This is a genomic window from Streptococcus pluranimalium, from assembly GCF_002953735.1.
Lineage (GTDB): Bacteria > Bacillota > Bacilli > Lactobacillales > Streptococcaceae > Streptococcus > Streptococcus pluranimalium.
The window spans coordinates 142,837-164,686 of record NZ_CP025536.1 but is presented as its reverse complement, the minus strand read 5'-3'; the positions used below and the strand labels follow the sequence as shown (position 1 = coordinate 164,686).

General features: G+C 37.7%; 27 protein-coding genes. 3 read left to right on the top strand and 24 right to left on the bottom strand.

Annotated features, from left to right (window positions below):
- Positions 1-36: 36 nt before the first annotated feature.
- The 11 genes from C0J00_RS00910 to C0J00_RS00860 all read right to left on the bottom strand — a co-directional run bounded on the left by C0J00_RS00910 (position 37) and on the right by C0J00_RS00860 (position 11,492).
- The gene (locus tag C0J00_RS00910; RefSeq protein WP_104967127.1) at positions 37-840 is read right to left on the bottom strand and encodes a Cof-type HAD-IIB family hydrolase; all 804 of its coding nucleotides are present in this window, start codon (positions 838-840) and stop codon (positions 37-39) included.
- 130 nt (positions 841-970) lie between these two features.
- A complete protein-coding gene (locus C0J00_RS00905) occupies positions 971-4,900 on the bottom strand; it encodes a GH32 C-terminal domain-containing protein (RefSeq protein WP_233995855.1) in 3,930 nt (1,309 codons plus the stop codon).
- 300 nt (positions 4,901-5,200) lie between these two features.
- A complete protein-coding gene (locus C0J00_RS00900) occupies positions 5,201-5,593 on the bottom strand; it encodes a single-stranded DNA-binding protein (RefSeq protein WP_104967125.1) in 393 nt (130 codons plus the stop codon).
- A 104-nt stretch (positions 5,594-5,697) separates the two neighbouring features.
- On the bottom strand, positions 5,698-6,156 hold the full coding sequence (gene rpiB, locus C0J00_RS00895; RefSeq protein ID WP_104967124.1) for a ribose 5-phosphate isomerase B: 459 nt from the start codon (positions 6,154-6,156) through the stop codon (positions 5,698-5,700).
- Positions 6,153-6,803 (bottom strand): ribulose-phosphate 3-epimerase, encoded by a 651-nt coding sequence (rpe, locus tag C0J00_RS00890; protein ID WP_104967123.1) that lies wholly within the window; start codon positions 6,801-6,803, stop codon positions 6,153-6,155. The genes rpiB and rpe overlap by 4 nt, the downstream gene beginning before the upstream one ends.
- A gap of 65 nt (positions 6,804-6,868) precedes the next feature.
- Positions 6,869-7,609, bottom strand: a complete 741-nt coding sequence (locus C0J00_RS00885; protein WP_104967122.1) for a DeoR/GlpR family DNA-binding transcription regulator — start codon at positions 7,607-7,609, stop codon at positions 6,869-6,871.
- Between the two features lie 72 nt (positions 7,610-7,681).
- Positions 7,682-9,052: a PTS transporter subunit EIIC gene (locus tag C0J00_RS00880; protein WP_104967121.1), complete on the bottom strand. Its 1,371-nt coding sequence runs from the start codon at positions 9,050-9,052 to the stop codon at positions 7,682-7,684.
- A gap of 2 nt (positions 9,053-9,054) precedes the next feature.
- Positions 9,055-9,999, bottom strand: a complete 945-nt coding sequence (locus C0J00_RS00875) for a sugar phosphate isomerase/epimerase family protein (protein ID WP_104967120.1) — start codon at positions 9,997-9,999, stop codon at positions 9,055-9,057.
- Positions 10,000-10,191: 192 nt separating this feature from the next.
- On the bottom strand, positions 10,192-10,818 hold the full coding sequence (ytpR, locus tag C0J00_RS00870; RefSeq protein ID WP_104967119.1) for a YtpR family tRNA-binding protein: 627 nt from the start codon (positions 10,816-10,818) through the stop codon (positions 10,192-10,194).
- Between the two features lie 6 nt (positions 10,819-10,824).
- Entirely contained in the window at positions 10,825-11,139 is a 315-nt protein-coding gene (locus C0J00_RS00865; protein ID WP_104967118.1) for a thioredoxin family protein, read from the bottom strand.
- Positions 11,136-11,492 carry a DUF4651 domain-containing protein gene (locus C0J00_RS00860; RefSeq protein WP_407697187.1) on the bottom strand — a complete coding sequence of 119 codons (357 nt, stop codon included), beginning with the start codon at positions 11,490-11,492 and terminating at the stop codon, positions 11,136-11,138. Before C0J00_RS00860 ends, C0J00_RS00865 begins: the two co-directional genes overlap by 4 nt.
- Positions 11,493-11,608: 116 nt before the next feature.
- Between C0J00_RS00860 and C0J00_RS00855 the strand changes: the two genes are divergently transcribed.
- The 3 genes from C0J00_RS00855 to proC all read left to right on the top strand — a co-directional run bounded on the left by C0J00_RS00855 (position 11,609) and on the right by proC (position 13,828).
- Entirely contained in the window at positions 11,609-11,809 is a 201-nt protein-coding gene (locus tag C0J00_RS00855; RefSeq protein ID WP_104967117.1) for a cold-shock protein, read from the top strand.
- 144 nt (positions 11,810-11,953) lie between these two features.
- The gene (gene pepA, locus C0J00_RS00850) at positions 11,954-13,018 is read left to right on the top strand and encodes a glutamyl aminopeptidase (RefSeq protein ID WP_104967116.1); all 1,065 of its coding nucleotides are present in this window, start codon (positions 11,954-11,956) and stop codon (positions 13,016-13,018) included.
- 39 nt (positions 13,019-13,057) lie between these two features.
- Complete coding sequence (gene proC / locus C0J00_RS00845) at positions 13,058-13,828, top strand: pyrroline-5-carboxylate reductase (protein WP_104967115.1); 771 nt, start codon at positions 13,058-13,060, stop codon at positions 13,826-13,828.
- 44 nt (positions 13,829-13,872) lie between these two features.
- Here proC and C0J00_RS00840 read toward each other — a convergent pair whose 3' ends face one another.
- The 13 genes from C0J00_RS00840 to C0J00_RS00780 form a co-directional block, all read right to left on the bottom strand.
- Entirely contained in the window at positions 13,873-14,184 is a 312-nt protein-coding gene (locus C0J00_RS00840) for a CPBP family intramembrane glutamic endopeptidase (RefSeq protein ID WP_104967114.1), read from the bottom strand.
- Positions 14,185-14,217: 33 nt separating this feature from the next.
- Entirely contained in the window at positions 14,218-14,670 is a 453-nt protein-coding gene (locus tag C0J00_RS00835) for a hypothetical protein (protein ID WP_104967113.1), read from the bottom strand.
- A gap of 12 nt (positions 14,671-14,682) precedes the next feature.
- Positions 14,683-14,880, bottom strand: a complete 198-nt coding sequence (locus C0J00_RS00830) for a helix-turn-helix transcriptional regulator (protein ID WP_104967112.1) — start codon at positions 14,878-14,880, stop codon at positions 14,683-14,685.
- 385 nt (positions 14,881-15,265) lie between these two features.
- On the bottom strand, positions 15,266-16,456 hold the full coding sequence (locus tag C0J00_RS00825) for an acetate kinase (RefSeq protein ID WP_104967111.1): 1,191 nt from the start codon (positions 16,454-16,456) through the stop codon (positions 15,266-15,268).
- 60 nt (positions 16,457-16,516) lie between these two features.
- A complete protein-coding gene (locus tag C0J00_RS00820; RefSeq protein ID WP_104967110.1) occupies positions 16,517-17,470 on the bottom strand; it encodes a class I SAM-dependent methyltransferase in 954 nt (317 codons plus the stop codon).
- 42 nt (positions 17,471-17,512) lie between these two features.
- Positions 17,513-17,908 carry a competence type IV pilus minor pilin ComGG gene (gene comGG, locus C0J00_RS00815; RefSeq protein WP_199773973.1) on the bottom strand — a complete coding sequence of 132 codons (396 nt, stop codon included), beginning with the start codon at positions 17,906-17,908 and terminating at the stop codon, positions 17,513-17,515.
- Positions 17,892-18,347 (bottom strand): competence type IV pilus minor pilin ComGF, encoded by a 456-nt coding sequence (comGF, locus tag C0J00_RS00810; protein WP_407697186.1) that lies wholly within the window; start codon positions 18,345-18,347, stop codon positions 17,892-17,894. The genes comGG and comGF overlap by 17 nt, the downstream gene beginning before the upstream one ends.
- Positions 18,307-18,606: a competence type IV pilus minor pilin ComGE gene (gene comGE / locus C0J00_RS00805; RefSeq protein WP_104967108.1), complete on the bottom strand. Its 300-nt coding sequence runs from the start codon at positions 18,604-18,606 to the stop codon at positions 18,307-18,309. Before comGE ends, comGF begins: the two co-directional genes overlap by 41 nt.
- The gene (gene comGD, locus C0J00_RS00800) at positions 18,578-18,994 is read right to left on the bottom strand and encodes a competence type IV pilus minor pilin ComGD (protein WP_104967107.1); all 417 of its coding nucleotides are present in this window, start codon (positions 18,992-18,994) and stop codon (positions 18,578-18,580) included. The genes comGE and comGD overlap by 29 nt, the downstream gene beginning before the upstream one ends.
- Positions 18,975-19,268, bottom strand: coding sequence for a competence type IV pilus major pilin ComGC (gene comGC / locus C0J00_RS00795; RefSeq protein ID WP_104967106.1), 294 nt, complete (start codon positions 19,266-19,268; stop codon positions 18,975-18,977). Before comGC ends, comGD begins: the two co-directional genes overlap by 20 nt.
- Positions 19,269-20,297, bottom strand: coding sequence for a competence type IV pilus assembly protein ComGB (gene comGB / locus C0J00_RS00790; protein ID WP_199773983.1), 1,029 nt, complete (start codon positions 20,295-20,297; stop codon positions 19,269-19,271). It lies immediately after the preceding gene.
- Positions 20,221-21,174, bottom strand: a complete 954-nt coding sequence (gene comGA, locus C0J00_RS00785) for a competence type IV pilus ATPase ComGA (RefSeq protein ID WP_104967105.1) — start codon at positions 21,172-21,174, stop codon at positions 20,221-20,223. The genes comGB and comGA overlap by 77 nt, the downstream gene beginning before the upstream one ends.
- Positions 21,175-21,236: 62 nt before the next feature.
- Positions 21,237-21,617, bottom strand: coding sequence for a DUF1033 family protein (locus C0J00_RS00780; protein ID WP_205407082.1), 381 nt, complete (start codon positions 21,615-21,617; stop codon positions 21,237-21,239).
- Positions 21,618-21,850 lie beyond the last annotated feature (233 nt).

Below are 21,850 nucleotides of genomic sequence, written 5' to 3'. Positions count from 1 at the left end.
TGACGATTATATCATTTTTATCACTCCGTCAAAAGCCTATTTTTGTGAAAACAGTAACTCCTCTAGGACCTCTGCAATCCCATCGCTATTATTATCCGAGGTTACCTTGCCTATTTTTTGGCGAACTGCTTCAGGGCCATTAGCCATCACATAGCCTTGGCCAACAGTTTCTAGCATGTCCAGATCATTGTAGTTATCACCAAAAGCAAGGGTCTCTGTCACATCAATTCCATAATAATCAAGCAACCGCAGAATCGCACTCCCCTTTTGGATTCCTGAAGCCATGATTTCTAAATAATAGGGGTAAGACTTGGCAATAGATAGTTCTGGATAAGCTTCTTTTAAAATTGCTTCCACAGTTAAAATCTCCTCAGGATCACCCATCAATAGTAACTTATGAATCTCAGACAGTTCTGAGATCTTTGTGATATCAGCCTCTTGTGAAGCGATAGCTACCACTTCTTCCTCACGTTTGATCCATTTATTTTCCCGATTTTGAGATAGCCACTCCTCACCACTGTATACATTCCATGCAACCTTTGGATGCTTGTTTTCTAAATAACGGCAAATCGCTACTCCAACTGCCACAGGCATCGGCGAGGAGTTGATTTTATGACCATTTTCATCTTGAATAAAAGCTCCATTGTAAGAAATAATTGGTGTTTTGGGCAAAAAATCCGCAATAATCGGTTTAATCGCCTCAGGCATTCTAGCCGAAACAGGCACAAATAGAATTCCCTCATCTACCGCTACCGACAAAACCTTTCGCGTCCGAGGCGTCACCTCTAAGTCATCGTTAATTAAGGTGCCATCAACATCACTAAAAATAACACTAACCATGCAGAACCTCCTCAATTTCTAATCACTGAGCCTATTATAACATAAACAAAGCAATCGCTTTCATCATTAAAAAGATAAGACACTGTGAGACTTGTACTCCCACTATGTGCCATATCATATAACGCATGTCTTAGAGATTTTTCTTTTTACGAATATCAAATCCTACAAGACCAAGTAAAGAAAGTCCTAGAGCTATCAATAAATTATTATTTTTAGACGATGTCTCAGGTAACTTAGTTTCGTGAGTCGATTTTGGCAAACTTCTTTCCGAAGCTAATAGATTATTCTCCTTTGCTGTGCTGAGGTTTCTAATTTTCAATTTTCCTATTGTCAAATTAGATGATGACGCTGAATTTGCTCGATTACTATCAACTACAGAGATTATCCTTGATTCTTCTTCATCAGTGTTCTCTCCTTCTGGAATGTCTACTTCTACCTTATCTGGTGTAACAATCTCTGGCGAACTTTTTTCTGGGAGCGTAAGCCATAAATTCTGTACTTCCATTGCACCATCCCAAATGCCTATTCCAACATAAGCATCTGTAAAGTATGGCTCTACATCATCAAATTGATAGTTTAGATAAGACACACCATCTATAATAACTTCTACACTGGCCTCACCTTTCATCACTGTTACACGATGATAGGTATTATCATTAAGAATTACTGGAATAGAACTCTCTGCTATAGTATCTCCATAGAATCGGAAAAGTCTAATTTTATTATCGCTTCCAAGCTGGATAGAGTAAGCTTGAGCTGGATCAACCTTCTCTGAAGCAAAGAAAAGATTAACTAATCCACGTTCAAACTTAATATCTGCTGACAAAGCATAGGTAGGACTAGTGACTTTTTCTCCTGACATATAGATATCGTTGGAGCCTCGATTTTCAACAAATAATGTTTCATCGTCAACCAACCAATCTCCAGACAAAGCTCTCAAGTCTTTAAAATTTGTATTGAAGTTGTTTTCAAGATTATCAACTACTATTTTTTTAACCAAGTCAGGATTTTCTTTGGAGCTAACGGTAATTGTAACTTTTCCTTTAGCAAGACTTGTCAACTGAGCCCTGTTACCATTTACATCTAAGGACGCAATATCTGCATTATCTAGCTTCCATACCAATTCTCCTCCCTTAGTAAACGGAACTAAATATGCTGATAAATCAAGTTGATCGCCTACATTTATGCGATTATATTCTGGAGTTGTAGAACTTATAGCCACAGGTTCTGTAGGAGTGACTTTATCTTTCCAAATGGTTTTCAGTGGGTAAATAGCAATATCTGCATTAGTACTCTCACCTTCAACAAATACTTTAGCCGCTAGACTATCCGGAGCGGGGAAAATTTGATTAGCTCCAGCAACGGTATTACCTTTAGCAAAAACTTCTACACTTGCTCGGTCAACAAAGAGATGAAGATCAATACTACCATCGGCATTTTTCCTAACAGCTTGCTGATTAACTTCTGCAAAGCTACTATTTAAAATAACCCCAGATTGACTACGATCAATCGATAATATTTCCGTTTCAAGATCATAGACAATTCTAGTTAATTCACCATCACCAACACGAACATCAAATCCAACTTTTTTCGTTCCTTCTTTCGGACTAAAAGTTGAGACAATTTCATAACTGTCACTTTCAAAACCATCAAGCAAAGTGTTAGTTTCACTAACTTCAACATTTTCGAAATGCAAAGCCTGATCTATGTTACGAAGAGAAGTATAAGCATCAATTGGAGTTTGCGTCAAACGATATACATCTCCATCTTTGACTAAACCTAGTTTCAAATTGAGGTTATAGGTGCCGTTAAATTCTTGGTCTAAAGTTGTTCCAACAATACGACAATAATCCCAAGTATTCATCCAGTTGCCTTCGATTAGCTCTGGAATAGTAGGATTGTCAGAGGTTCCAAAACTTTGGATATAATAGGTCATCGCAGCATAGGAGTCCTTACCGAAGTTCATAACCTCATCGCGGTCTTGATACTCAACATCAGGAACAAAAGTCCATTTCCCATCTACTGGAGTGAAGTTACCTACCTTGTAGTATCGTCCACCACGTGATAAAACCCACTTCAAACTACCATCGTCAGCTTGCAAAGGATAAAGATCTGGACACTCAGTGTGAAGATCAGTATAAGTGCTTTCCACAGTCCAATCTCTTAAATTATCAGATGAGTAAATACGTAATGGTCCACCAGCAATAACCATAAACCATTTATCTTCCCATCGAAAGACTTTTGGATCACGGAAATCTCTGTTATCTAAAGGATCCTCAGACCAATCAACCGCTATCTTATCTACTTTATTCCAAGTTTTACCTTCATCATTACTATAAGCTAATTTGATACGCTGTCCCTCGCCATTTACAGTGATTATTGCGACAAGACCTCCTTCTGGACTATCAAACAAACCAGAGGTGTTTTTATCATCTACAACAATACAGCCCGAGAACATTGTCCCATTGGCATCTGGGTATAAGGCAATCGGCTGCTCTTCCCAAGTGATTAAATCCTTACTTGTCATATGGGCCCAGTGCATTGGTCCCCAATTATTATCATCATAAAATTGGTGGAACATATGGTAGGTACCTTTATAGTAAACCAAACCATTCAAATCATTGCCCCAACCATCCTTGATTGAATAATGGTATTGATCGCGGTATGGTTCATTATAATAGATCCCATCAACCTGTCTACGGTGAACGTTCAATCTATAGATTAAGGTAACTGGTTCGCCAGATGCGCCAATAACGGTACTTTCAATTATCAAGTCATTTCTACCTACCTCAATTGGTATAGCATCTTGAGGGCTATAAACTTTGCCCATAGCATCAATAATTTTGATCTGATTATTATTTTTAAGAGTGAAGTTTAAGTTGATAGTATCAGCTTCATTGCTAGCATATTGAATATGAGTAGGCTCTTCCGGGAAAAACTGACCTTTTTTCTCCACCTCCCCACTTTCCGAGGTCACCGCTATATCTAAAATTAGAGGAACATCTGTATCATCTAACTCAGTGTAATAGGTGTTTTGAAAAATCATTTCACCGTTCCAATTGAGCAACCCAAAATAACCAGAAGGAATATAGGTATTTTGTCCTCTATCATCATATTGTAAAATGTGATCACCTAAATTAGCAACCAAAACACCATTAACATAGTATGACAACCAACCATTCACTGCTGTAACTTTTAGATGATATTTATTATCCGGTGCTGACGGTACTTCCTTCTCATCTGTTAAATTCGTTTCGCCCCACCGCCATAGTTCAGCTTTATGACTATTCGCATCTAGGTTGACTGTATAGTTGCTCAAATGTTCCATATCATTATTAGATCGGAAAATTAGAGAAGCTGCCCCTACATTTTGCAAAAAAGTTACATCAGTCTCAAATGTAAAATTTTTCCCAAATGAGGTCGTCTGTAAGAAATTATCACCCTTCCCAACAGCATTACTATATAAGCCATCTGATCTTTCTTCCCATATACCACTAACAGGTGTTAGATTTTCCAGGTTGGTTTGATAACCTGTTTCTAGAGGATTTGATACAGAACGAGTGCTTATTTCGAGAGGTGTTTCTATATTTGATACAGTTATCCACGACTCCGAATTGTCAAGACTCGTTTCTTGATCCAACTTCGGAACATCAAATGAAGACGATGCTGGTGTCTCAGTAATAGAGTCATCTGATGCAGTTGAATATTCGCTATTATTATTTGCGATGGAAGTCTTAGTTGGATTAGTCTGTAACTCACTAGGACTATCTATTACTAGGTCTGGCGTATCTCCTGAAACCGATGGAGTAGACGATGCTGGTGTCTCATCTAGTGCAACTGCTTCTCCATCGCTACTGTTTATAAGTGAAGTAGGACTCACCTCAGCTACTAGAGGATTTGGTTCAGCTGAATTTATATCTGATTCTGTATTTGTCTGCTCAGTCATCTGCGTCGCGTCATCAATAGTTTCCTCCGCTAAAACAGAAGGAGCCGCTAACACAAGAGTTGTTGCAACTAGGGTCGTGCAACCATAAATCCAATTTTTTCCACTTTTCTTCATAAACCAATTCTTGCATGTTGTTTCTTCCTTGATCGCCATTATCTTTCTCCTTGTTGTTTATGTAATATATCACGAAGCTAAGTTTCTTTTATCTTTTGTGCGCGCTTACATATATGAGTTTATCAAGTTGCTATTTAAAATCAATTTGCAAATGTCACAAAAACTTGTGACATTTATCATTTAATATTATCCTCAACTCATTCATAAAAAGTGGGATTTATTGTCATAAAAAAAAGACCGCATGAACATGCGATCATTGCTTCCGAGTTAAGAAATAAGGTTATGGAAGCCACTAAGACATTAGAAAGGCAGATCTTCTTCCAGCACTAGATCCGCTAAGTCTGCTGCTACGTTATTCTCACGCATGGCACGTTGGGCACGACTTTCTAGCAATTGGAAGGATTGTCCTAAGACTTCTGTCATATAGTGTTTTTGCCCGTCTTTTTCATATGAGCGCGTTCGCAACTCTCCATCCAATGAAATCAAACTACCCTTGGTTCCGTAAGAGGCTAGCGTTTCTGCCAAACGTCCCCAAAAGACTACATTGACAAAATCTGCTTCACGCTCGCCATCCTTAGACTTAAAGCGGCGATTGACAGCAACCGTCACACGTGCCACAGACTTATCATTAGGCGTCTTCACCATCTCAGGCGTAGCCACCAAGCGGCCAATTAAAATCGTTTTATTATACATAAGATTTCCTCCTAACTATTTATTCGAAAAAGTTAGGAGAAAGACTCAGTTTTTTCACTTTTGTAAAACTAAAAATTCTACCCATATAATTGAAAGCATTTCTATTAATCGACAAGTTTATTCTGCTCTTCTATTTCATCAATCATATCTAATCGAACTTGGTGTCGACCTCCTTCGTACTCAGAACTTAACCATTCGTCTACTATCATTTTAGCAAGTTCTATCCCTATTACACGAGAACCAAATGAAAGCACGTTGGTATTGTTATGCTCTCTTGATAACCTCGCCGAATAAGGCTCACTACAGATGACGCAACGAACTCCAGGAACCTTATTAGCAGATATACCAATTCCCACTCCAGTTCCGCAAATTAGTATTCCTTTATCCACTTTTCCACTTACCACTGCCTCAGCGACTGCCTTACCAGATTCTGGATAATTGAAACGTTCGAAACTATTAGTTCCAAAATTGATTACTTCATATCCATATTTTTCTTCAATATAGAGTTTAATTTCTTTTTTATAGTCCACAGCAACGTGGTCATTTCCAATACCTATTTTCATAATGCTCTTAACTCCTCTATTATAGTATCATACGACTTATCCTTATCGAAAAGCGCACTTGTGCCCAAAATAAATCCATCCGCACCAAGTCTGCTAAGTTCTTCAATTATTGATGGACTACAAGACCCATCTATCATTATTTTATATCCAAAATGTCTTTTGAGCTCTACAAGTTTTATAATTTTCTTTTTTGTAAAATCAATAAATTGTTGACCAGCGAATCCGGGATTGACAGTCATTACTAACACATAGTCAACTAATTCCAACATCTCATGGATCGTTTCAATACTTGTATCAGGATTAATCGCTAGCCCGGTTAGTTTCCCTCTTTCTTTTATATGACCTAACGTTTTTACAATATAACGCTCACTTTCCGGATGGATATAAATAAGATCTGCTCCAGCATCAATAAACCAATCAACTTTTTCAGCAGGGTTTTCAATCATTAGATGGCAATCAACTAGTTTATCTGTATATTTCCGTACAATCTTTATATCATTAATTCCCATTGTCATGTTAGGTACAAAAGAACCATCCATAATATCACAATGATACATATCAACTCCTGCAGAATCTAATTTTTTTATTTCTTTTTCTAAATTCCCAAAATTTGCACACATCATACTTGGCGCTAAAATTTTCTTCATATTTCCTCCAAATTAAAATAAGTAGTCCTAGTTTAACTAGAACTACTTAAATCCTTTAGTCTGAATTACTCTTTTGAAATCAAAGTTACTATTTTCCCTAATGTCTCATCATTTTTATCTGAAATAACCACAACATCTTTTAAATTAAAAACTTTTACATTTGAAAGGTTATGAAATTTTGTACTATCGCAAAGAAGATAAGTATTGTCTGAATGCTCTCGCACTATACTCTTTTTATTTGCTTCAGCGAGTGTCGGAGTTGTTACCCCGTACTTTTCATCTATACCATTAACACCAAGAAAGGCTTTATTAAAATAAATATTTTTCAAATTAATCTCTGTTAAAGGGCCGCTAACAGATGAATTAATAGGATTATATTGCCCACCAAGAGTAATAATTTCAGCAGAAATATCACCAGTAATACCAAAAATATCTGTATTTGTAGTATATATTGTAATCCTTTTATCAACAATTTTTTTAAAAAGTGCTGAGCAAGTTGATCCCGAATCCAAATAAATAATATCTCCATCTTGGATGTAATTAACAGCTATATTTGCAATTTTTTCTTTTTGGGCACTGTATAAATGATTTCGCGTAGCAATAGGAATTTCTCCTACTGCAGAAACTAACTTTACTGCTCCTCCGGATAAATACTCAATTTTATTATTCTTTTGAAGTTCTTTAAGATCTCGACGTAATGTAGATGCAGACACACTAGGAAAAACTTCCTCAATCTCTTCAAATTTGATTAATTCCGTATCTTTTAATAGTCCTAATATTTTTTGTTGTCTTTCATATGGTATCATGCTACACCTTCATCTATTTTTCTTTTGATACCATAATACTAAAAAAATCTATTCCCTTCAATTATGTTCTATTTATGCTAACTCATCATCCTTTTCTGTAAAGATAAATCCTAAAATTCCACCAACTAATGCAGAAATACCTAAGCCAATAACTCCATTTATAACATTAGCATTGTCAACAATGAAAGCAGGAAATGTCGTAACACTACCGAATACAAAAGCATTAGTGACAACTTTTGTAAATCCAAGGTAAGCCCCTCCAACTGCTCCAGCAATGATTTGTGACAAGAACAATTTCTTATTTTTCACCAACAATCCAAACAAAGTTGGTTCAATAATAGCTGATAGTGCAATTGTAACAACACCTGCCATCGCAAAATTTTTCAACGTTTTATTTTTAGCTTTTAGCCAAACTCCAAAAGCTACTCCAATAACTGCAAAATTACATGCAAAGGTCAAAGGAACAATATAGTCAAAGCCATTTTGAGAAATATTATTAATCATAATTGGATTAACTGCCCAATGAATACCAAAGCTAACAAGAACACTCCAACCACCTCCGATAAGAATCCCTGTTAGTGCTCCACTACGCTCAATCAACCAGTTTACAACATTAGCAATTGCTTCACCGCTGTAAACACCAATAGGACCGATTACAATAACTGTTAAGGGTACCATAATAATTAAAGAAATAAGCGGTAAAATTACTAACTTCAATGTTTCGGGGATATGTTTATCTAACCATTTATATAAGAATGAATAAGCCCAAATAGACAAAATTATAGGAACCACAGTTGAATTATAATTCATGAGAACTACAGGAATTCCAAAAAAAGAAGTCATTGCACCATTTCCCGTATCCCCTAAAAGTCCAAGGAAATCAGGATGTAAAAGAGCAGCTCCAATCAAAGCAGATATATAAGGGCTAGCCCCAAATCTTCGAGCCGAAGAAAAAGCCAATAACACAGGTAAGAAATAAAATACTGCCATCGAAGCTGCCATCAGAATACTATAGGTACCACTTCCTTCAGTGATTATACCTAATTGAACAGCTAAAATTAGAAGTCCTCTCAAAACTCCAGAACCAGCTAAAGCAGGTAATAAAGGTGCAAAAATCGCAGAAATTGCAGAAAAAATATTGCTAATAAGATTTCCATTGGGAGAGCTTTTTGTCTCCAAATTATCTTTACCACTACCTTTTACTAACGTTTCAAATTCATCATATACATGTGGAACCTCTGTTCCAATCAACACTTGATATTGACCAGCTTTATTAATAACATTAACAACCCCTGGCACTGCCTTTACATTCTCATCTTTTGCTTTTGAGATATCTTTCAAATTCAAACGCAAACGAGTGGCACAATGTGTCATATTAGTAATATTTTCAGGTCCACCTACATTATCTAAAATACCTTTAGCGGTTAATTTGTGATCTGCCATAATTATTCACCTTCATTTTTCCCTTTCAAAAATTCCAACATTAAATTATTAGCTTTTATAGCATCATTACTATCAATAATAGATTGAATATAATCTAAGCCTAAATTATCAATCAGCTTATCCAAATAGGTAATCATTTGGACATTATGCTTAGCTTCTGCAACCGCAGGTTCAATCACAGGAAAGGTATCAAAGTATATCACACCATCATATTTATTTTTTTTCAGGTAATAAAGCAATTCTAACGTTTTAAACGGAGAAGCCGATCCTATCATTAGTCCATCATCTGCAACACCATAGCCATCATTAGCATGAATACCATATAACTGACCTCGACTTCCGAATATATCCGCTGCAAAAGAAGGATTTTCATGTTTCATTAACATATGACAATAGTCCAAAGTCACACCAAGATTTTTCCGATTAACTTCAGATAATAACATACCGGTAACCCCCATACTATCTACAAAAGCATACGAGCGTTCTTCGTAAGGTTTATATTCTATACTAATGAGTAAATCGGGAGCATAATCGCATATCGTTTGATACGCTAAAACTAACTGATCCCATACCTTTCGATAATTAATTTGAAAACTATAATCAAAACCATCAAAACCTAACCAAATCGTTACAACTTTCCCTCCAATCTCTCTACAATAATCTGCAGCATCTTTACATAATTGTAATGCTTTGTTAGCTATCTCAGGATTGCTGTTCCCTAATTCACCATTAATAAATTCTTGTCTAAATCTTAGAGCTACACCATTTAGTTTTAGATGATATTTGTTTAAAAGAGTTGCCATCTCAGAAACTGACATTTTATCAGTATGTTCAGGATAATTTAAATCTACGTAGTTCAATCCAGCCACTTCAAAATTTCGAAATGTTTTTTCCAAATCATAATTTGGAATTCGTAGATACGAATTTATTCTTGTTGCTAACTTCATATTTTTCCACCTATTTTCATTTGTTTTAACTTATAATCAAATATTACCATTTATAAAAGGGTTTGTAAATATATTTTTTCATATTTTTTTATTTTTCTTCACGAATTATCATTTTTTGCAAAAAAAATAAACTTGCCTATACAATAGAACAAGTTTACTATATTATTTAGTATCTAAATTAACTAGTGTTTTCTATCTTTTCCAATGCTTCTCAATATCGAGCGCTTCACCGACCACAGCACTGTCATCTAGTTCAATGATACCACGGACTTGAGGAGCATTTGGCAGAGCCAACTCACGTGGGCTACACATCATGCCAAAGCTATCTTCGCCACGCAATTTACCAGGGAAAATAAGAGTACCACTCGGCATCATAGCACCCGGAAGAGCCACAATCGTTTTGAGACCAACCGCCGCATTTGGTGCACCAGCCACGATTTGCACCGTCTTATCATCGCCAACTTGAACCTGACAGATATTTAAGTGGTCACTATCAGGATGAGCGACCATCTCAAGGATTTGCCCAACCACAAACTTAGGCGCATTGTCTGCGACAAGTTCCTCTGAAAATCCTTCCTTAGCCAACTCAGCGTTCAAAACAGCTACCTGCTCCTCAGTCAAAAAGACCTGACCGCGTCCGTCAAGGGTAACCAAGCTAGACGCTTCAAAAATATTCCAAGCAACAGTGTCACCAGATTCCTCAAGGAAAACACGCGCAACCTTGCCACGACGCTCAACAGCAACCTTTTGTCCCTTATCTTCCTTAACAATAACCATGAGCACATCACCGACATGTTCTTTGTTATACGAATAAATCATTCTATCTTATAATCCTTTCAAAAATGCATTAATCTCTTCTTTGGTTTTACGATTCTTATCCACAAATCGACCGATTTCCTGACCATTTTCAAGCACAACTAAACTTGGAATCCCAAAAATATCCCATTTTAGCGCTAAATCCATAAAATCATCACGGTCAACCTGCATAAACCTAAACTCATTATTTTCCGCTTCAATCGCTTCTAACAAGGGATAGAGATATTGACAGTCCCCACACCAATCAGCTGTAAAGAGAAAAACAGTCTTTTCACCAGAATCAATCTGTTCAGCAATGTTCTCATAAGAAGATGCCTTAATCATACTACAACCTCCTGAACAATGATGTCACCCTTATCATAAGTGAAGTCAAATTGACGACCATCCGTCAAAACAACGCCACCACTGCTACCATGCTCGTCTTCAAAATCATTAATATAAACAACTTGAATGTCACCAAACTGGCTAAAATAAGCACGAATATCTGCCATACGACGTTCTTTCTGTGCTTCACCGATTTGATAAGCCAGCTTAGCGGCAAATGCAGTGAGCCCTAAACCAAGCAAGGCACCACCCAAAAGGCTTAATTTTTTATTCTTCATAAGCACTATTTTACCATAAGAAAACGGCACCAAGGCAGTTTTTAGCATTATTTTTAGAATAATGATGTTTAGCATTGACTTTCCTACTGATAAAGGTTATGATGGGTAAGTAATTAAATGTCAGAGTTATCATGTTTCACATTTTCATCTCCTTTTATTTACGCATCATAAAAGGAAGGAAGTAACTCATTATGGCACAAGGTACTGTAAAATGGTTTAACGCTGAAAAAGGTTTTGGTTTTATCTCAACTGAAGAAGGTCAAGACGTTTTCGCACACTTTTCACAAATTCAAGCCGATGGTTTTAAATCACTTGAAGATGGACAAAAAGTTGCATTTGATGTTGAAGAAGGTCAACGTGGCCCTCAAGCAACCAACATCGTTAAACTTTAATTAAACGACAAAAGTCTGAGATCATGTGTCTCAGACTTTTTTTGTGCCAAAATAAGCACAGACAACTTATCTCTTCCTTCCTTTTTCATTTCGGATTAAAAGTGGTAAAATGCTAATAAGACTTATATAGACGAGGAGACTAATATGACGGATTTATTTAATAAAATCAAAGAAGTAACCGAACTCAAAGGAACGTCAGGTTTTGAACAACCTGTTCGCGACTATCTTCGTGAAAAAATCACACCACTCGTTGATGACGTTCAAACCGACGGACTGGGTGGTATTTTTGGCATTCGCCATCATGAGGATAGCAATGCCCCACGTATTATGGTGGCAGGTCACATGGATGAAGTTGGCTTCATGGTTAAAGAAATCAAGGAAGATGGTACTCTCCGTGTGGTTGAACTTGGCGGCTGGAATCCTCTCGTTGTCAGCTCACAACGCTTTAGTTTACACACGCCAGATGGTCGTATCTACCCCGTTATTTCAGGCTCAGTCCCTCCTCACTTCCTACGGGGCAGTAATGGCTCCTCCCTTCCCAAAACAGAAGATATTGTCTTTGACGCAGGTTTTACCAGCAAGTCAGAAGCTGAAAGCTTTGGTGTCTTCCCAGGTTCTGTTATCATCCCTGAGTCTGAAGCGGTTCTAACAGCTAATCAAAAACATGTTATCAGTAAAGCCTGGGATAACCGTTACAGTATTCTCATGGTGCCTGAAATGCTCCAAGCTGTGAAAGACGAGACACTAGGACATACCTTAATCGCTGGTGCAAACGTTCAAGAAGAAGTTGGTCTTCGCGGTGCGCACGTCTCTACCACCAAATTCGACCCAGAACTCTTCTTCGCTGTCGACTGTTCGCCTGCAGGTGATATTTATGGCAATCCTGGAAAACTTGGGGATGGTACCTTAATTCGTTTCTATGACCCAGGTCATATCATGTTACCAAACATGCGTGATTTCCTATTGACTACCGCTGAAGAAGCTGGTATCAAATACCAATATTACCCATCCGCAGGTGGTACCGATGCTGGCGCTGCTCACCTCAAAAACGAGGGCATTCCTTCAACAACTATTGGTGTTTGTGCCCGTTACATTCACTCGCATCAAACACTCTACGCTATGGATGACTTTATCGAAGCGCAAAACTTCCTACAAGCTATTGTGAAGCGTCTCGACCGTTCAACCGTTGACTTGATTAAGAAATACTAGAAAGGACTGAGCTGAAGTTAAAGCTCAGTAACATAAAGGATGAAAATTGGTTTTATCGGCGTTGGTAAAATGGCAACTGCTATTATCACCGGACTTAAGCAAACCGAGCATGAAATTCTCGTCTCAGGCTCATCCCTCGCTCGTTCAAAAGAAATTGCTAACAATCTAGGATTGACGGCCGCTTCATCTCACCAGGATTTAATCAATGAGGTTGATTTGGTCATCTTAGGCATCAAGCCTCAGTTATTTGACGATGTCTTAGCAGAATTAACGTTTACCAAGCCTGTTATGTCTATGGCAGCTGGCGTCAGCTTAGACAAGCTAGAAGAACTCACTGACTCTGGACTTCCTCTCATCCGTATCATGCCTAACATGAATGCCCAGATTCTCCAAAGCACTACGGGTATTTGTTTTAATCAAGACGTTAGCGATGATTTAAAAGTCCTAGCACATGAGATAACAGATAGTTTTGGTACGACTTTTGAGCTAGCTGAGAAGGATTTCGATACCTTCACAGCCCTTGCTGGTTCCAGCCCTGCCTATACATATCTCTTTATTGAAGCCATGGCTAAAGCTGGTGTCAAAAATGGTCTGACCAAGACACAGGCCCTTGATATCGTGACGCAAACCGTCATATCTAGTGCTCAAAATCTTCTGGCATCAGAGGATAGCCCTCATGACTTGATTGACAAGATTTGTAGTCCAGGTGGCACAACCATTGCCGGTCTTATGGATTTGGAAAAAACTGGCCTCACCCACAGTGTTGTATCAGCCATTGACACTACCATCGATAGAGCTAAGAAGCTGTAGCAATCCGTACAGAAAAAGACGTTGAGAACTCATCTCAGCGTCTTTTACATTGGGATAAAAAGCATAGCCATAAATACGATTAAATTATTAAAGGCATGAAAGGCAATATTGTATTTGATTTCCTTAGTTCGCCAATAAACATAAGCAAGGGCACCAGACATAAGACCATAAGCAATAGCACTACCAAAATTAGTTGGTTGATGAGCTAAGGCAAAAAGTAAGGATCCTACAATCAACCCTAACCACTCTTTTTGGGGAAAGAGGTACTTAGTTGCAAATCCTCTAAAGATGATTTCTTCCGTAATAGGCGCTACAATGACCACCATCAAACATAAGGTTTTAAAAAATTGTTTCATGATAACTCCTAATTGTAAACTAGAACTATTTTATCATAAAAAACGATTCAATAGGGCCTTCATTCCAACAAGACTGATTAGACAGAAATACATAAATGCTATTAATAAGAAACGATTTGGTAGAACAATGCCAAAGAAACCGTCTAAAAGCAATAAAACACTCATTAAAATCATCAAAAAGACTAAAGTCCAAGTCGTCGTCAAGTTATTAATTAACTGATTTCGTTCATCATAAGCCACTACATAAGCTTGATGTAACTTCTTTGGATCTTTTTGAGTCATGTAACTTGATCCAGCGAAGATAAACAAGGCAAAAACTATTCCAACCAACATTCCCTGCTGATATGCTGACATCTCAAGGATAGGTAATAACACCAATAAGGCAATACCGCCAATACAACCGATCACCATCTGTTTTCTTAGCAACTTAGCATAGGCATCCTTTGTCTTCTTTTTTTTCGTATTTTTTATCATTTTCAACAACATAAATGTCTCCTACTACTCTTCTTCAAAAATAAAAACGTCTTCAATACTTAAGCCGAAATACTTGGCTAATTTGTGAGCTAGTTCTAGTGATGCATTATAACGACCTTTTTCTAATGAAATAATGGTCTGACGTGTTACATCCATAGCATCAGCCAGGTCCGCCTGCCTCAACCGTCGTTCCTTTCGTAATTCCTGAATCCTCGTTTTCATCCCAATCCTTTCTCAATGAATAGTCATTATCATCCATATGTCAAGCTGCAAAATAGACAAGAAACTTTTAACAAGTAAGTCATACTCACTAACAAAGATATAGCTAGTAAAACCCTACTATCCTTAACAAATTCACTTGTTAAGGTTATCAGTAGTCAAGATTAGGCAGATAATAGATTCTCAAAGGCTAGTTTTTCATAACTATATCGGTTCTTTACTTCATTGAGAATATTCTCATACTTTTCTTTATTAAGATGACTTTTTGTATAGTTTGCTTTACATTTATAGTATAGTTCACTTTACATTTTATGTCAAGTGAACTATACAAAATTATCAAAAAAACTCAGTGACCGAAATCACTGAGTTATGATGTTGTTATGAAGACTTATTTTTTCAAGCGTTCAACATCGCGCGCAATCATCAATTCTTCATCTGTTGGGATAACCAAGACTTTAACTTTTGATTCTGGTGTTGTGATATCACCAAAGTAACCAAAGACATTTTTCTCTGGATCAACTTCGATACCAAACCACGTCAAACCAGCAAGTACATCTTGACGCATGAGGTTAGCATTTTCACCCATACCAGCTGTGAAGACGATAACATCAACCCCATTTAAGACAGCCATGTACTGACCGATGAATTTTTTAATACGGTCGATGAACATATTATAGGCAAGAATGGCCCCTTTATCTTGGTTTTGAAGTCCAGTTTCAATATCACGCATATCACTTGAAATATCTGATACACCAGCAAGACCAGACTGTTTATTAAGCATATTAACAACAGCTGCAGCATCTTCCAAATCATCCGCATGTTCAACTAAATATGGAATGATTGCTGGGTCAATATCTCCTGAGCGTGTTCCCATCATTGGACCAGCAAGTGGGGTGAAGCCCATTGAGGTATCAACTGATTGACCATGATAGTTAGCTGTGATCGAAACACCATTACCGATATGAGCAGTGATGATTTTCAACTCATCAAGTGGACGACCAACTTGTTTAGCAGCTTCTTGAGCTACGTATTGGTGACTTGTCCCGTGTGCTCCATATTTACGTACTTGTAAATCAGTATAATACTTACGTGGAATTGGGTACAAGTAAGTAGGCTCTTGCATGGTTGAGTGGAAAGCTGTATCAAAGACTGCTACAGATGTGATATCTGGCAAAATTTCTTTGAAAGCACGGATACCAGCTACATTAGCTGGATTGTGAAGGGGTGCTAGAGCTGATAATTCTTCGATTTGAGCCAAAACCTTATCATCAATAAGTGTTGACTCTTTGAAGATTTCACCACCAGCTACAACACGGTGTCCAACACCGGTAATCTCATCAAATGATTCGATAATACCAAAACTAGTCAAATTGCTAAGAAGGATTTTAACTGCTTCAACATGATCTACGATGTCACGCACTTCTTCTTCTTTTTTACCATCAAACTTAACGGTAGAAATAGAATCTTTCAAACCAATACGTTCAATAATACCAGCAGCAAGAACTTCTTCTTCAGGCATCTTATAAAGCTGCCATTTAAGACTTGAGCTACCAGCGTTAATTGCAATTGTTTTAGACATAAGTCACCTCTTCTGAAATCGTTTACTGTAATACACTAACCATTATAGCAAAAATTTTTCCTAAATGGCATTATCATCTTTCCAGATTTTCAAATTTTCCATAAAATCCTGTAAAATTTCCGGATTTTGAATATCTGACAAATGATAAACAAAAGTCTCCGGCTTAGTTTTAGCCTGCTTTTGCAAGACAAACAGAGATTTAGCATTAGCCGGATTACCAAATAAAGTTTCTGGTAAGGTAATCACTGCCAAGATATCTGCATAACCTGCCAACCATTTTTTCAAGAGATCACTTTGCCCACTAGTTAAGAGATTAGTCGGTGCCAAAAGAATCGCTAGACCATCTTTTTTCAAATACTTCAAGGATTGCTCCATCAAGAGATGATGCGCATAAGTATGCTCATCAGTAGCAGCTACTTGATAACGTTTAGCGATAGCGTCATTCGGATAATAACCAACTGGTAAATCACTGATGATGACGTCACTCTCTTTCAAAATCTGTGGACGCACTGCATCTTCTTGAACGAAGCTAACATTTGCTCCCATCACTTCAGCGATCGAAGCTGATAAATCAATCAATAAATCATCCAACTCCAAACCGAGATAGTCTAAATCACGATTACTATTATTGAGAAGGGTTTGCGCCAAATTACCAGTACCACTACCGATTTCAATCACATCCAAATGCTCTTGACTGGTCAAATTTTCCAAAAGATAAAGTACCAAGAAGCCAATCGTATCTGGTGTAAACTGATGATTGGCTTGAAGTTTCTCCGTCTGACTAGCCTTGATAAAAACGAACTGATAGGCACGACGCCATTCTTCTTTACTCAGTTGCAAATCTTTCAAGGCTTGATTATTTTCAGCCACTTTTGTAGGAGCATTTTCAGCACCCAAATAAAAGGCATTTTGCTCAATCAAAGCATCGTAAATATTGGTCTTAATGTCATTTTCAATAAGCTGGGTATTTTCTAAAATCAACTGATAGGCTGATTCGATTTTTTCAAAATTCATAGGTCCTCCGATACTTGACTATGATACCAAATTTCGGTGACATTATAAAGGCTCAGAGCCCGTATCAGAACTTGTTTGAGATATTTTTTCTTCCTTTTTAGCCCCTATCTTTTCTGCTTTGTCTTTTGGCAATGGCGGAGCTTCTTTGAGAAATTGATAGGTGAATTCTTGCTGATTAGTAGTCACAATCATCTCTAAAGTATCCCCACGAAACTGGTAAACTACCCTCCCCTTATCAAAGAGGATTTCCCCAGAAACTTCTTTAGCTAAAGGCTTGGCTAACTCTGCCAAAAGGTATGCCTGGCTAGATACCAATTGCGCTTCTTGAATACGATAAGCTGCCTTTAGACGTTGGGTATAGACATTCAAAAGCAAGGATAGGACTGCTGCCATCAAGAGTGCGTATAAGAGCACACCTGCTTTAAGTCTCTTTTTCAAAAGCATAGAGAAACTCACGCACCCTTCCATCTTTAAAAATGAGTTGAACACTGATGGTCTGATTAAACCGCCTAAAATGAGCTGACTCTATACTATAAATCATAGGTTGAAAGCCGCGACCATCGCCGCTCGTTTTACGAAAATCCTCTTTTTTCGATTTACCAAAAGCCAAGGTTTGGGTATTTTTTAAGATGACTAATCTATCATCAGAAACTTTAACCAACTGAGAACCTGCTAATTCTGAGCGAAATTGCTGGCAAAAGAGCAACCAGTCCTGATCTTTAGGTTGGCTGAGTTCTCGAACATGAGTTGAAGTCACCTTAGTCATGGCTTGGTATACCTGTATGGAGCCCGATAGAACCAGTAATGCCAGCAAACACTCCATCAAGGTGAATGCCTTAAGGTGATAATGCTTTAACACGAAAAATCTCCTTCTCATTAGATTTAATAGTGGTTTCAGCTCCCGATTGATTAATACTGACCTCATAACCATTCTTCTTTAAATGGCTTTGCTGCGTTTGCACTGCCATAACCGCTAGTGTTAGGATATGCGCTTGCTCATTCAACTCCCTTAATTGCCTTTGATGATGGGTTAGCTGTCCCAACAGAAGGCTCGTTAAACTGGCTAAAATTGCTGTCGCTAAGAGACTCTCCCATAAGATATAAGCTCTAATCCTTTTTCTTTTGATATTGACCACTCCCTAAATATAGTTGATAAGTTATACGCTCCCCAGATGCTTTAAAAACGATTTTAGCCAAAGAAGAATTACCACCAGATTGATTAAAAACCAGTTGCTGTTCTTTTTCTAAGACCACCGTATCTGGTACCGGATAGCGCCCCAAAGGATTCTCCAGATAACGATCTGTAATTCGCAGCACAGTTTCCTTTTCCCTGCTAGCACTTAAACGCTGCGTTTCTCGATAAACCTGCTCAAAGGTAACGAAAAAAAGCTGATTTTGCACCTGATTAAAAATAGTTTTGATAGAACCGCTAGTCGCTAAGGTCAAAAAAGTCATTACAGATAAAGTTAAGAGAGCTTCGATTAACGTAAAACCCTCAACATGCTTACTTCTTAGCTTCTGCATAAGTATCAGCTTGCTTTTGCGTAATATAACCACCATCCACTAATTGTTGAATAGATGGTTTGGCATCTTCTTTCATTTCATACAACTCCATCTGACTCTCGACAACCTTCACCACTGCTGCCTTTCCTTTTTCATCAACAGCCGCCTTTTGCTTGCTCAAATTAGGCACAAACAAAAGCATAAGCACACTGATGATAAGAAGCACGAAGAGCATTTCTAGAAGAGTGAACCCTTTTACACTTTTTCGTTTAATTTGTTTCCAATAATATGTCACTTACATAACCTCCATAGATTGATACATTGGTAGAAGCATAGCTGCGTAGATCATAACAATCATCAAGGCAACCATGACAAAAATAAGGGGCTGAACTAACTGCATAGCCCTATTCACACGATAAAAAAACTGTTCCCAAAGCTCTTCAGAGAAAACTTCTAACTCTTGACCAAGATGCCCTTTGGCATTACCATACTCAATAATCAGACTTAACTCTTTCAAGAAGAATGGATACTCTAAAACCTTAGCATGAAAGGATTGACCAGCTAAAAGTGCCGCCTGCATATCTCGACCAATACTTACAAACAGTCGCGATTCCTGTTCCTGCATGAGCGACACAACCCTTGTCATCTCAACCCCCTGTCCCAAAAGATTTCCCCATTCACGTGCATAATAAGCCGTCAAATAAACTTGGATAAGACTGCCCAAAAAAGGAAGACTACTCAAAAACCGATAAAGCCTCAGTGCTTCCACCTTTGGTGCCATCCTAACAGCTAAAAAGATAAGGATTGCACTTAAGAACAGCCCACCTAAAAAGAACTGAGGAAAATATTCTAAAATGGCTGTCGCTGTGTTACCTTCAGCTAGCTGAGGTAAGAGATAATGTTTTAGCCCCAGCATGATTAAAACCAAAAAAACTAATAACACAATAGGGTAAGATCCCACTTCAACCAGCTTTTTCTTAACCGAACTAACCTGTCTTAAATAATTTTCAATTTTAGACAAAGTCTTTTGACTGTTACCATGTGTTTCTGCCAAAGATAGCTGCGTGACAACTGTATCTGAAAAACCCAAATTTTTCATCAAAACCGGTAACCCAAAACCAGCTAACAAGGTTTCATACATGATTTGAACCTGTTTATCTGGTATCAGTTGACTACGCTTCAGGAAATCAACCGTTTCAGGTAGATTAAAGCCCGAGGACAAAAGAGTATTAAAGAGTTTTATGATTTTAACCTGCTTCTGAATAGCTAATACTCTCGGTTTTAACCTGCTCCTCAGTGATATATCCTGCTTCAAAAAGCTCAACCAAGTATTGGTTCCACTGGCTTGGTGAGTGATCCTGGAACTTATCTTTTGCCACATCTATCAATCCACCTCCTCCTATCAAACGTTGATAACAAACTCCTGCCAGACTATTTTTTAGATCATCTTTAGAAACACCCAATTCTATCATGCGGTAATAAACCCCTGGAATACTCTTAGCATGAATGGTTGCAAAGACTGTAGCACCAGTCAAACTAGCTCGAATAGCCGCTTGCGCTGTTTGCGTATCCCGAATTTCACCAATAACCAATACATCTGGACGATGTCTCAACGACAACTTAATCAGACTATCGTAAGTCATACCAATATCTTCATTAAGCTGTAATTGTAAAATGCTATCATCCTTAATTTCAACCGGATCTTCAATAGAAATAATCTGTTTATCTTTACATGTTTCCTTTAACAATTGATACATGAGAGTCGTTTTGCCGCTCCCAGTCGGTCCCGAAAAAAGATATAGACCTCTGGAACTAAATTCTGCCATGATATTACGTATACCATTGAACCAATAGCGTAAGTCCTGACGCCCATCATGCAGCAAGCGAATCACCAAACTCTCATGCCCTCGGTAATCTCCAACAGTTGAGAGGCGTAAAGAAACTAGCTTAGCACTACCAATATCATAATCACAAGATCCTAGTTGACTTCGGCGCTTTTCCCCGACAGTCATTCCTGCCACAAATTTAAAGTGACTAATAAGACTAGCCATCCGATCAAAGCCATGAGTTTCAATAAATCTCCTCTCATCATTAATACGCATAAAAACATCGTAATCATTCTTTCTAGGAATAATATAAATATCTTGAGCTTCATATTCGACTGCCTGAACAATCAGTTCCTTTGCTAAATCTTGAACCATAAAACCTCCTCACCTATTTATTCGTAATCATTTCTCAAAATAGCAACAAAAAACACCTTATCTTAAGATAAAGTGTTATGTTGTTTGATTGAACAAGTGGGATGGACCCCTTCTGCATTGCGATGGTCAAAGTTCAAATCCTGTAAGTCTTCAGGAAGCTCTTGCCAATTCCCTAACATGAGTAAGGAGTGATATTGCTGTAAATCCTCGTCACACTCTTCACACCAGCGCTTATCATCTGTACGCCAAAAGGCAGACATAAGGTTCGACTTACTATTAACCTTTGGAAATTGTTCCTGTAACGATTGCCATTCTTCTTGGTAATAAGCTAAGCCATCCTCATAAGATTGGAACTCTCTAATAGCAGTGATATCGTTTTTCCAATCCTCTAAGAACCACCAAGGTTCAAAGTCGCCATACATTTTGATCACTTGATAAGTCATAGCATGTACTGGGTCTTCAGTTCTTTATGAAAATTATCTTATCCTTCGCTTGAATAAAAACTAAGATAGCTCTATAACAATTTGAAACAACATCTTATTTCTTTTTCAAACGACTATAAGAGAACATTCCCGATAATAACGTTACCCTTTTCCTTTCTATTACAGTTTGATTATACCATCAAATATAAAGATTCCAAACGATTCTCCAAAATCTCTTGGTGTGGTCTATTATA

Bases quoted from the DNA above. Each gene is read 5' to 3' on its own strand.
- C0J00_RS00910 (WP_104967127.1), bottom strand. From the start codon at position 840: ATGGTTAGTGTTATTTTTAGTGATGTTGATGGCACCTTAATTAACGAT.
- C0J00_RS00905 (WP_233995855.1), bottom strand. From the start codon at position 4,900: ATGAAGAAAAGTGGAAAAAATTGGATTTATGGTTGCACGACCCTAGTT.
- C0J00_RS00900 (WP_104967125.1), bottom strand. From the start codon at position 5,593: ATGTATAATAAAACGATTTTAATTGGCCGCTTGGTGGCTACGCCTGAG.
- rpiB (WP_104967124.1), bottom strand. From the start codon at position 6,156: ATGAAAATAGGTATTGGAAATGACCACGTTGCTGTGGACTATAAAAAA.
- rpe (WP_104967123.1), bottom strand. From the start codon at position 6,803: ATGAAGAAAATTTTAGCGCCAAGTATGATGTGTGCAAATTTTGGGAAT.
- C0J00_RS00885 (WP_104967122.1), bottom strand. From the start codon at position 7,609: ATGATACCATATGAAAGACAACAAAAAATATTAGGACTATTAAAAGAT.
- C0J00_RS00880 (WP_104967121.1), bottom strand. From the start codon at position 9,052: ATGGCAGATCACAAATTAACCGCTAAAGGTATTTTAGATAATGTAGGT.
- C0J00_RS00875 (WP_104967120.1), bottom strand. From the start codon at position 9,999: ATGAAGTTAGCAACAAGAATAAATTCGTATCTACGAATTCCAAATTAT.
- ytpR (WP_104967119.1), bottom strand. From the start codon at position 10,818: ATGATTTATTCGTATAACAAAGAACATGTCGGTGATGTGCTCATGGTT.
- C0J00_RS00865 (WP_104967118.1), bottom strand. From the start codon at position 11,139: ATGATTAAGGCATCTTCTTATGAGAACATTGCTGAACAGATTGATTCT.
- C0J00_RS00860 (WP_407697187.1), bottom strand. From the start codon at position 11,492: ATGCTAAACATCATTATTCTAAAAATAATGCTAAAAACTGCCTTGGTG.
- C0J00_RS00855 (WP_104967117.1), top strand. From the start codon at position 11,609: ATGGCACAAGGTACTGTAAAATGGTTTAACGCTGAAAAAGGTTTTGGT.
- pepA (WP_104967116.1), top strand. From the start codon at position 11,954: ATGACGGATTTATTTAATAAAATCAAAGAAGTAACCGAACTCAAAGGA.
- proC (WP_104967115.1), top strand. From the start codon at position 13,058: ATGAAAATTGGTTTTATCGGCGTTGGTAAAATGGCAACTGCTATTATC.
- C0J00_RS00840 (WP_104967114.1), bottom strand. From the start codon at position 14,184: ATGAAACAATTTTTTAAAACCTTATGTTTGATGGTGGTCATTGTAGCG.
- C0J00_RS00835 (WP_104967113.1), bottom strand. From the start codon at position 14,670: ATGTTGTTGAAAATGATAAAAAATACGAAAAAAAAGAAGACAAAGGAT.
- C0J00_RS00830 (WP_104967112.1), bottom strand. From the start codon at position 14,880: ATGAAAACGAGGATTCAGGAATTACGAAAGGAACGACGGTTGAGGCAG.
- C0J00_RS00825 (WP_104967111.1), bottom strand. From the start codon at position 16,456: ATGTCTAAAACAATTGCAATTAACGCTGGTAGCTCAAGTCTTAAATGG.
- C0J00_RS00820 (WP_104967110.1), bottom strand. From the start codon at position 17,470: ATGAATTTTGAAAAAATCGAATCAGCCTATCAGTTGATTTTAGAAAAT.
- comGF (WP_407697186.1), bottom strand. From the start codon at position 18,347: ATGAGAAGGAGATTTTTCGTGTTAAAGCATTATCACCTTAAGGCATTC.
- comGD (WP_104967107.1), bottom strand. From the start codon at position 18,994: ATGCAGAAGCTAAGAAGTAAGCATGTTGAGGGTTTTACGTTAATCGAA.
- comGA (WP_104967105.1), bottom strand. From the start codon at position 21,174: ATGGTTCAAGATTTAGCAAAGGAACTGATTGTTCAGGCAGTCGAATAT.
- C0J00_RS00780 (WP_205407082.1), bottom strand. From the start codon at position 21,617: ATGACTTATCAAGTGATCAAAATGTATGGCGACTTTGAACCTTGGTGG.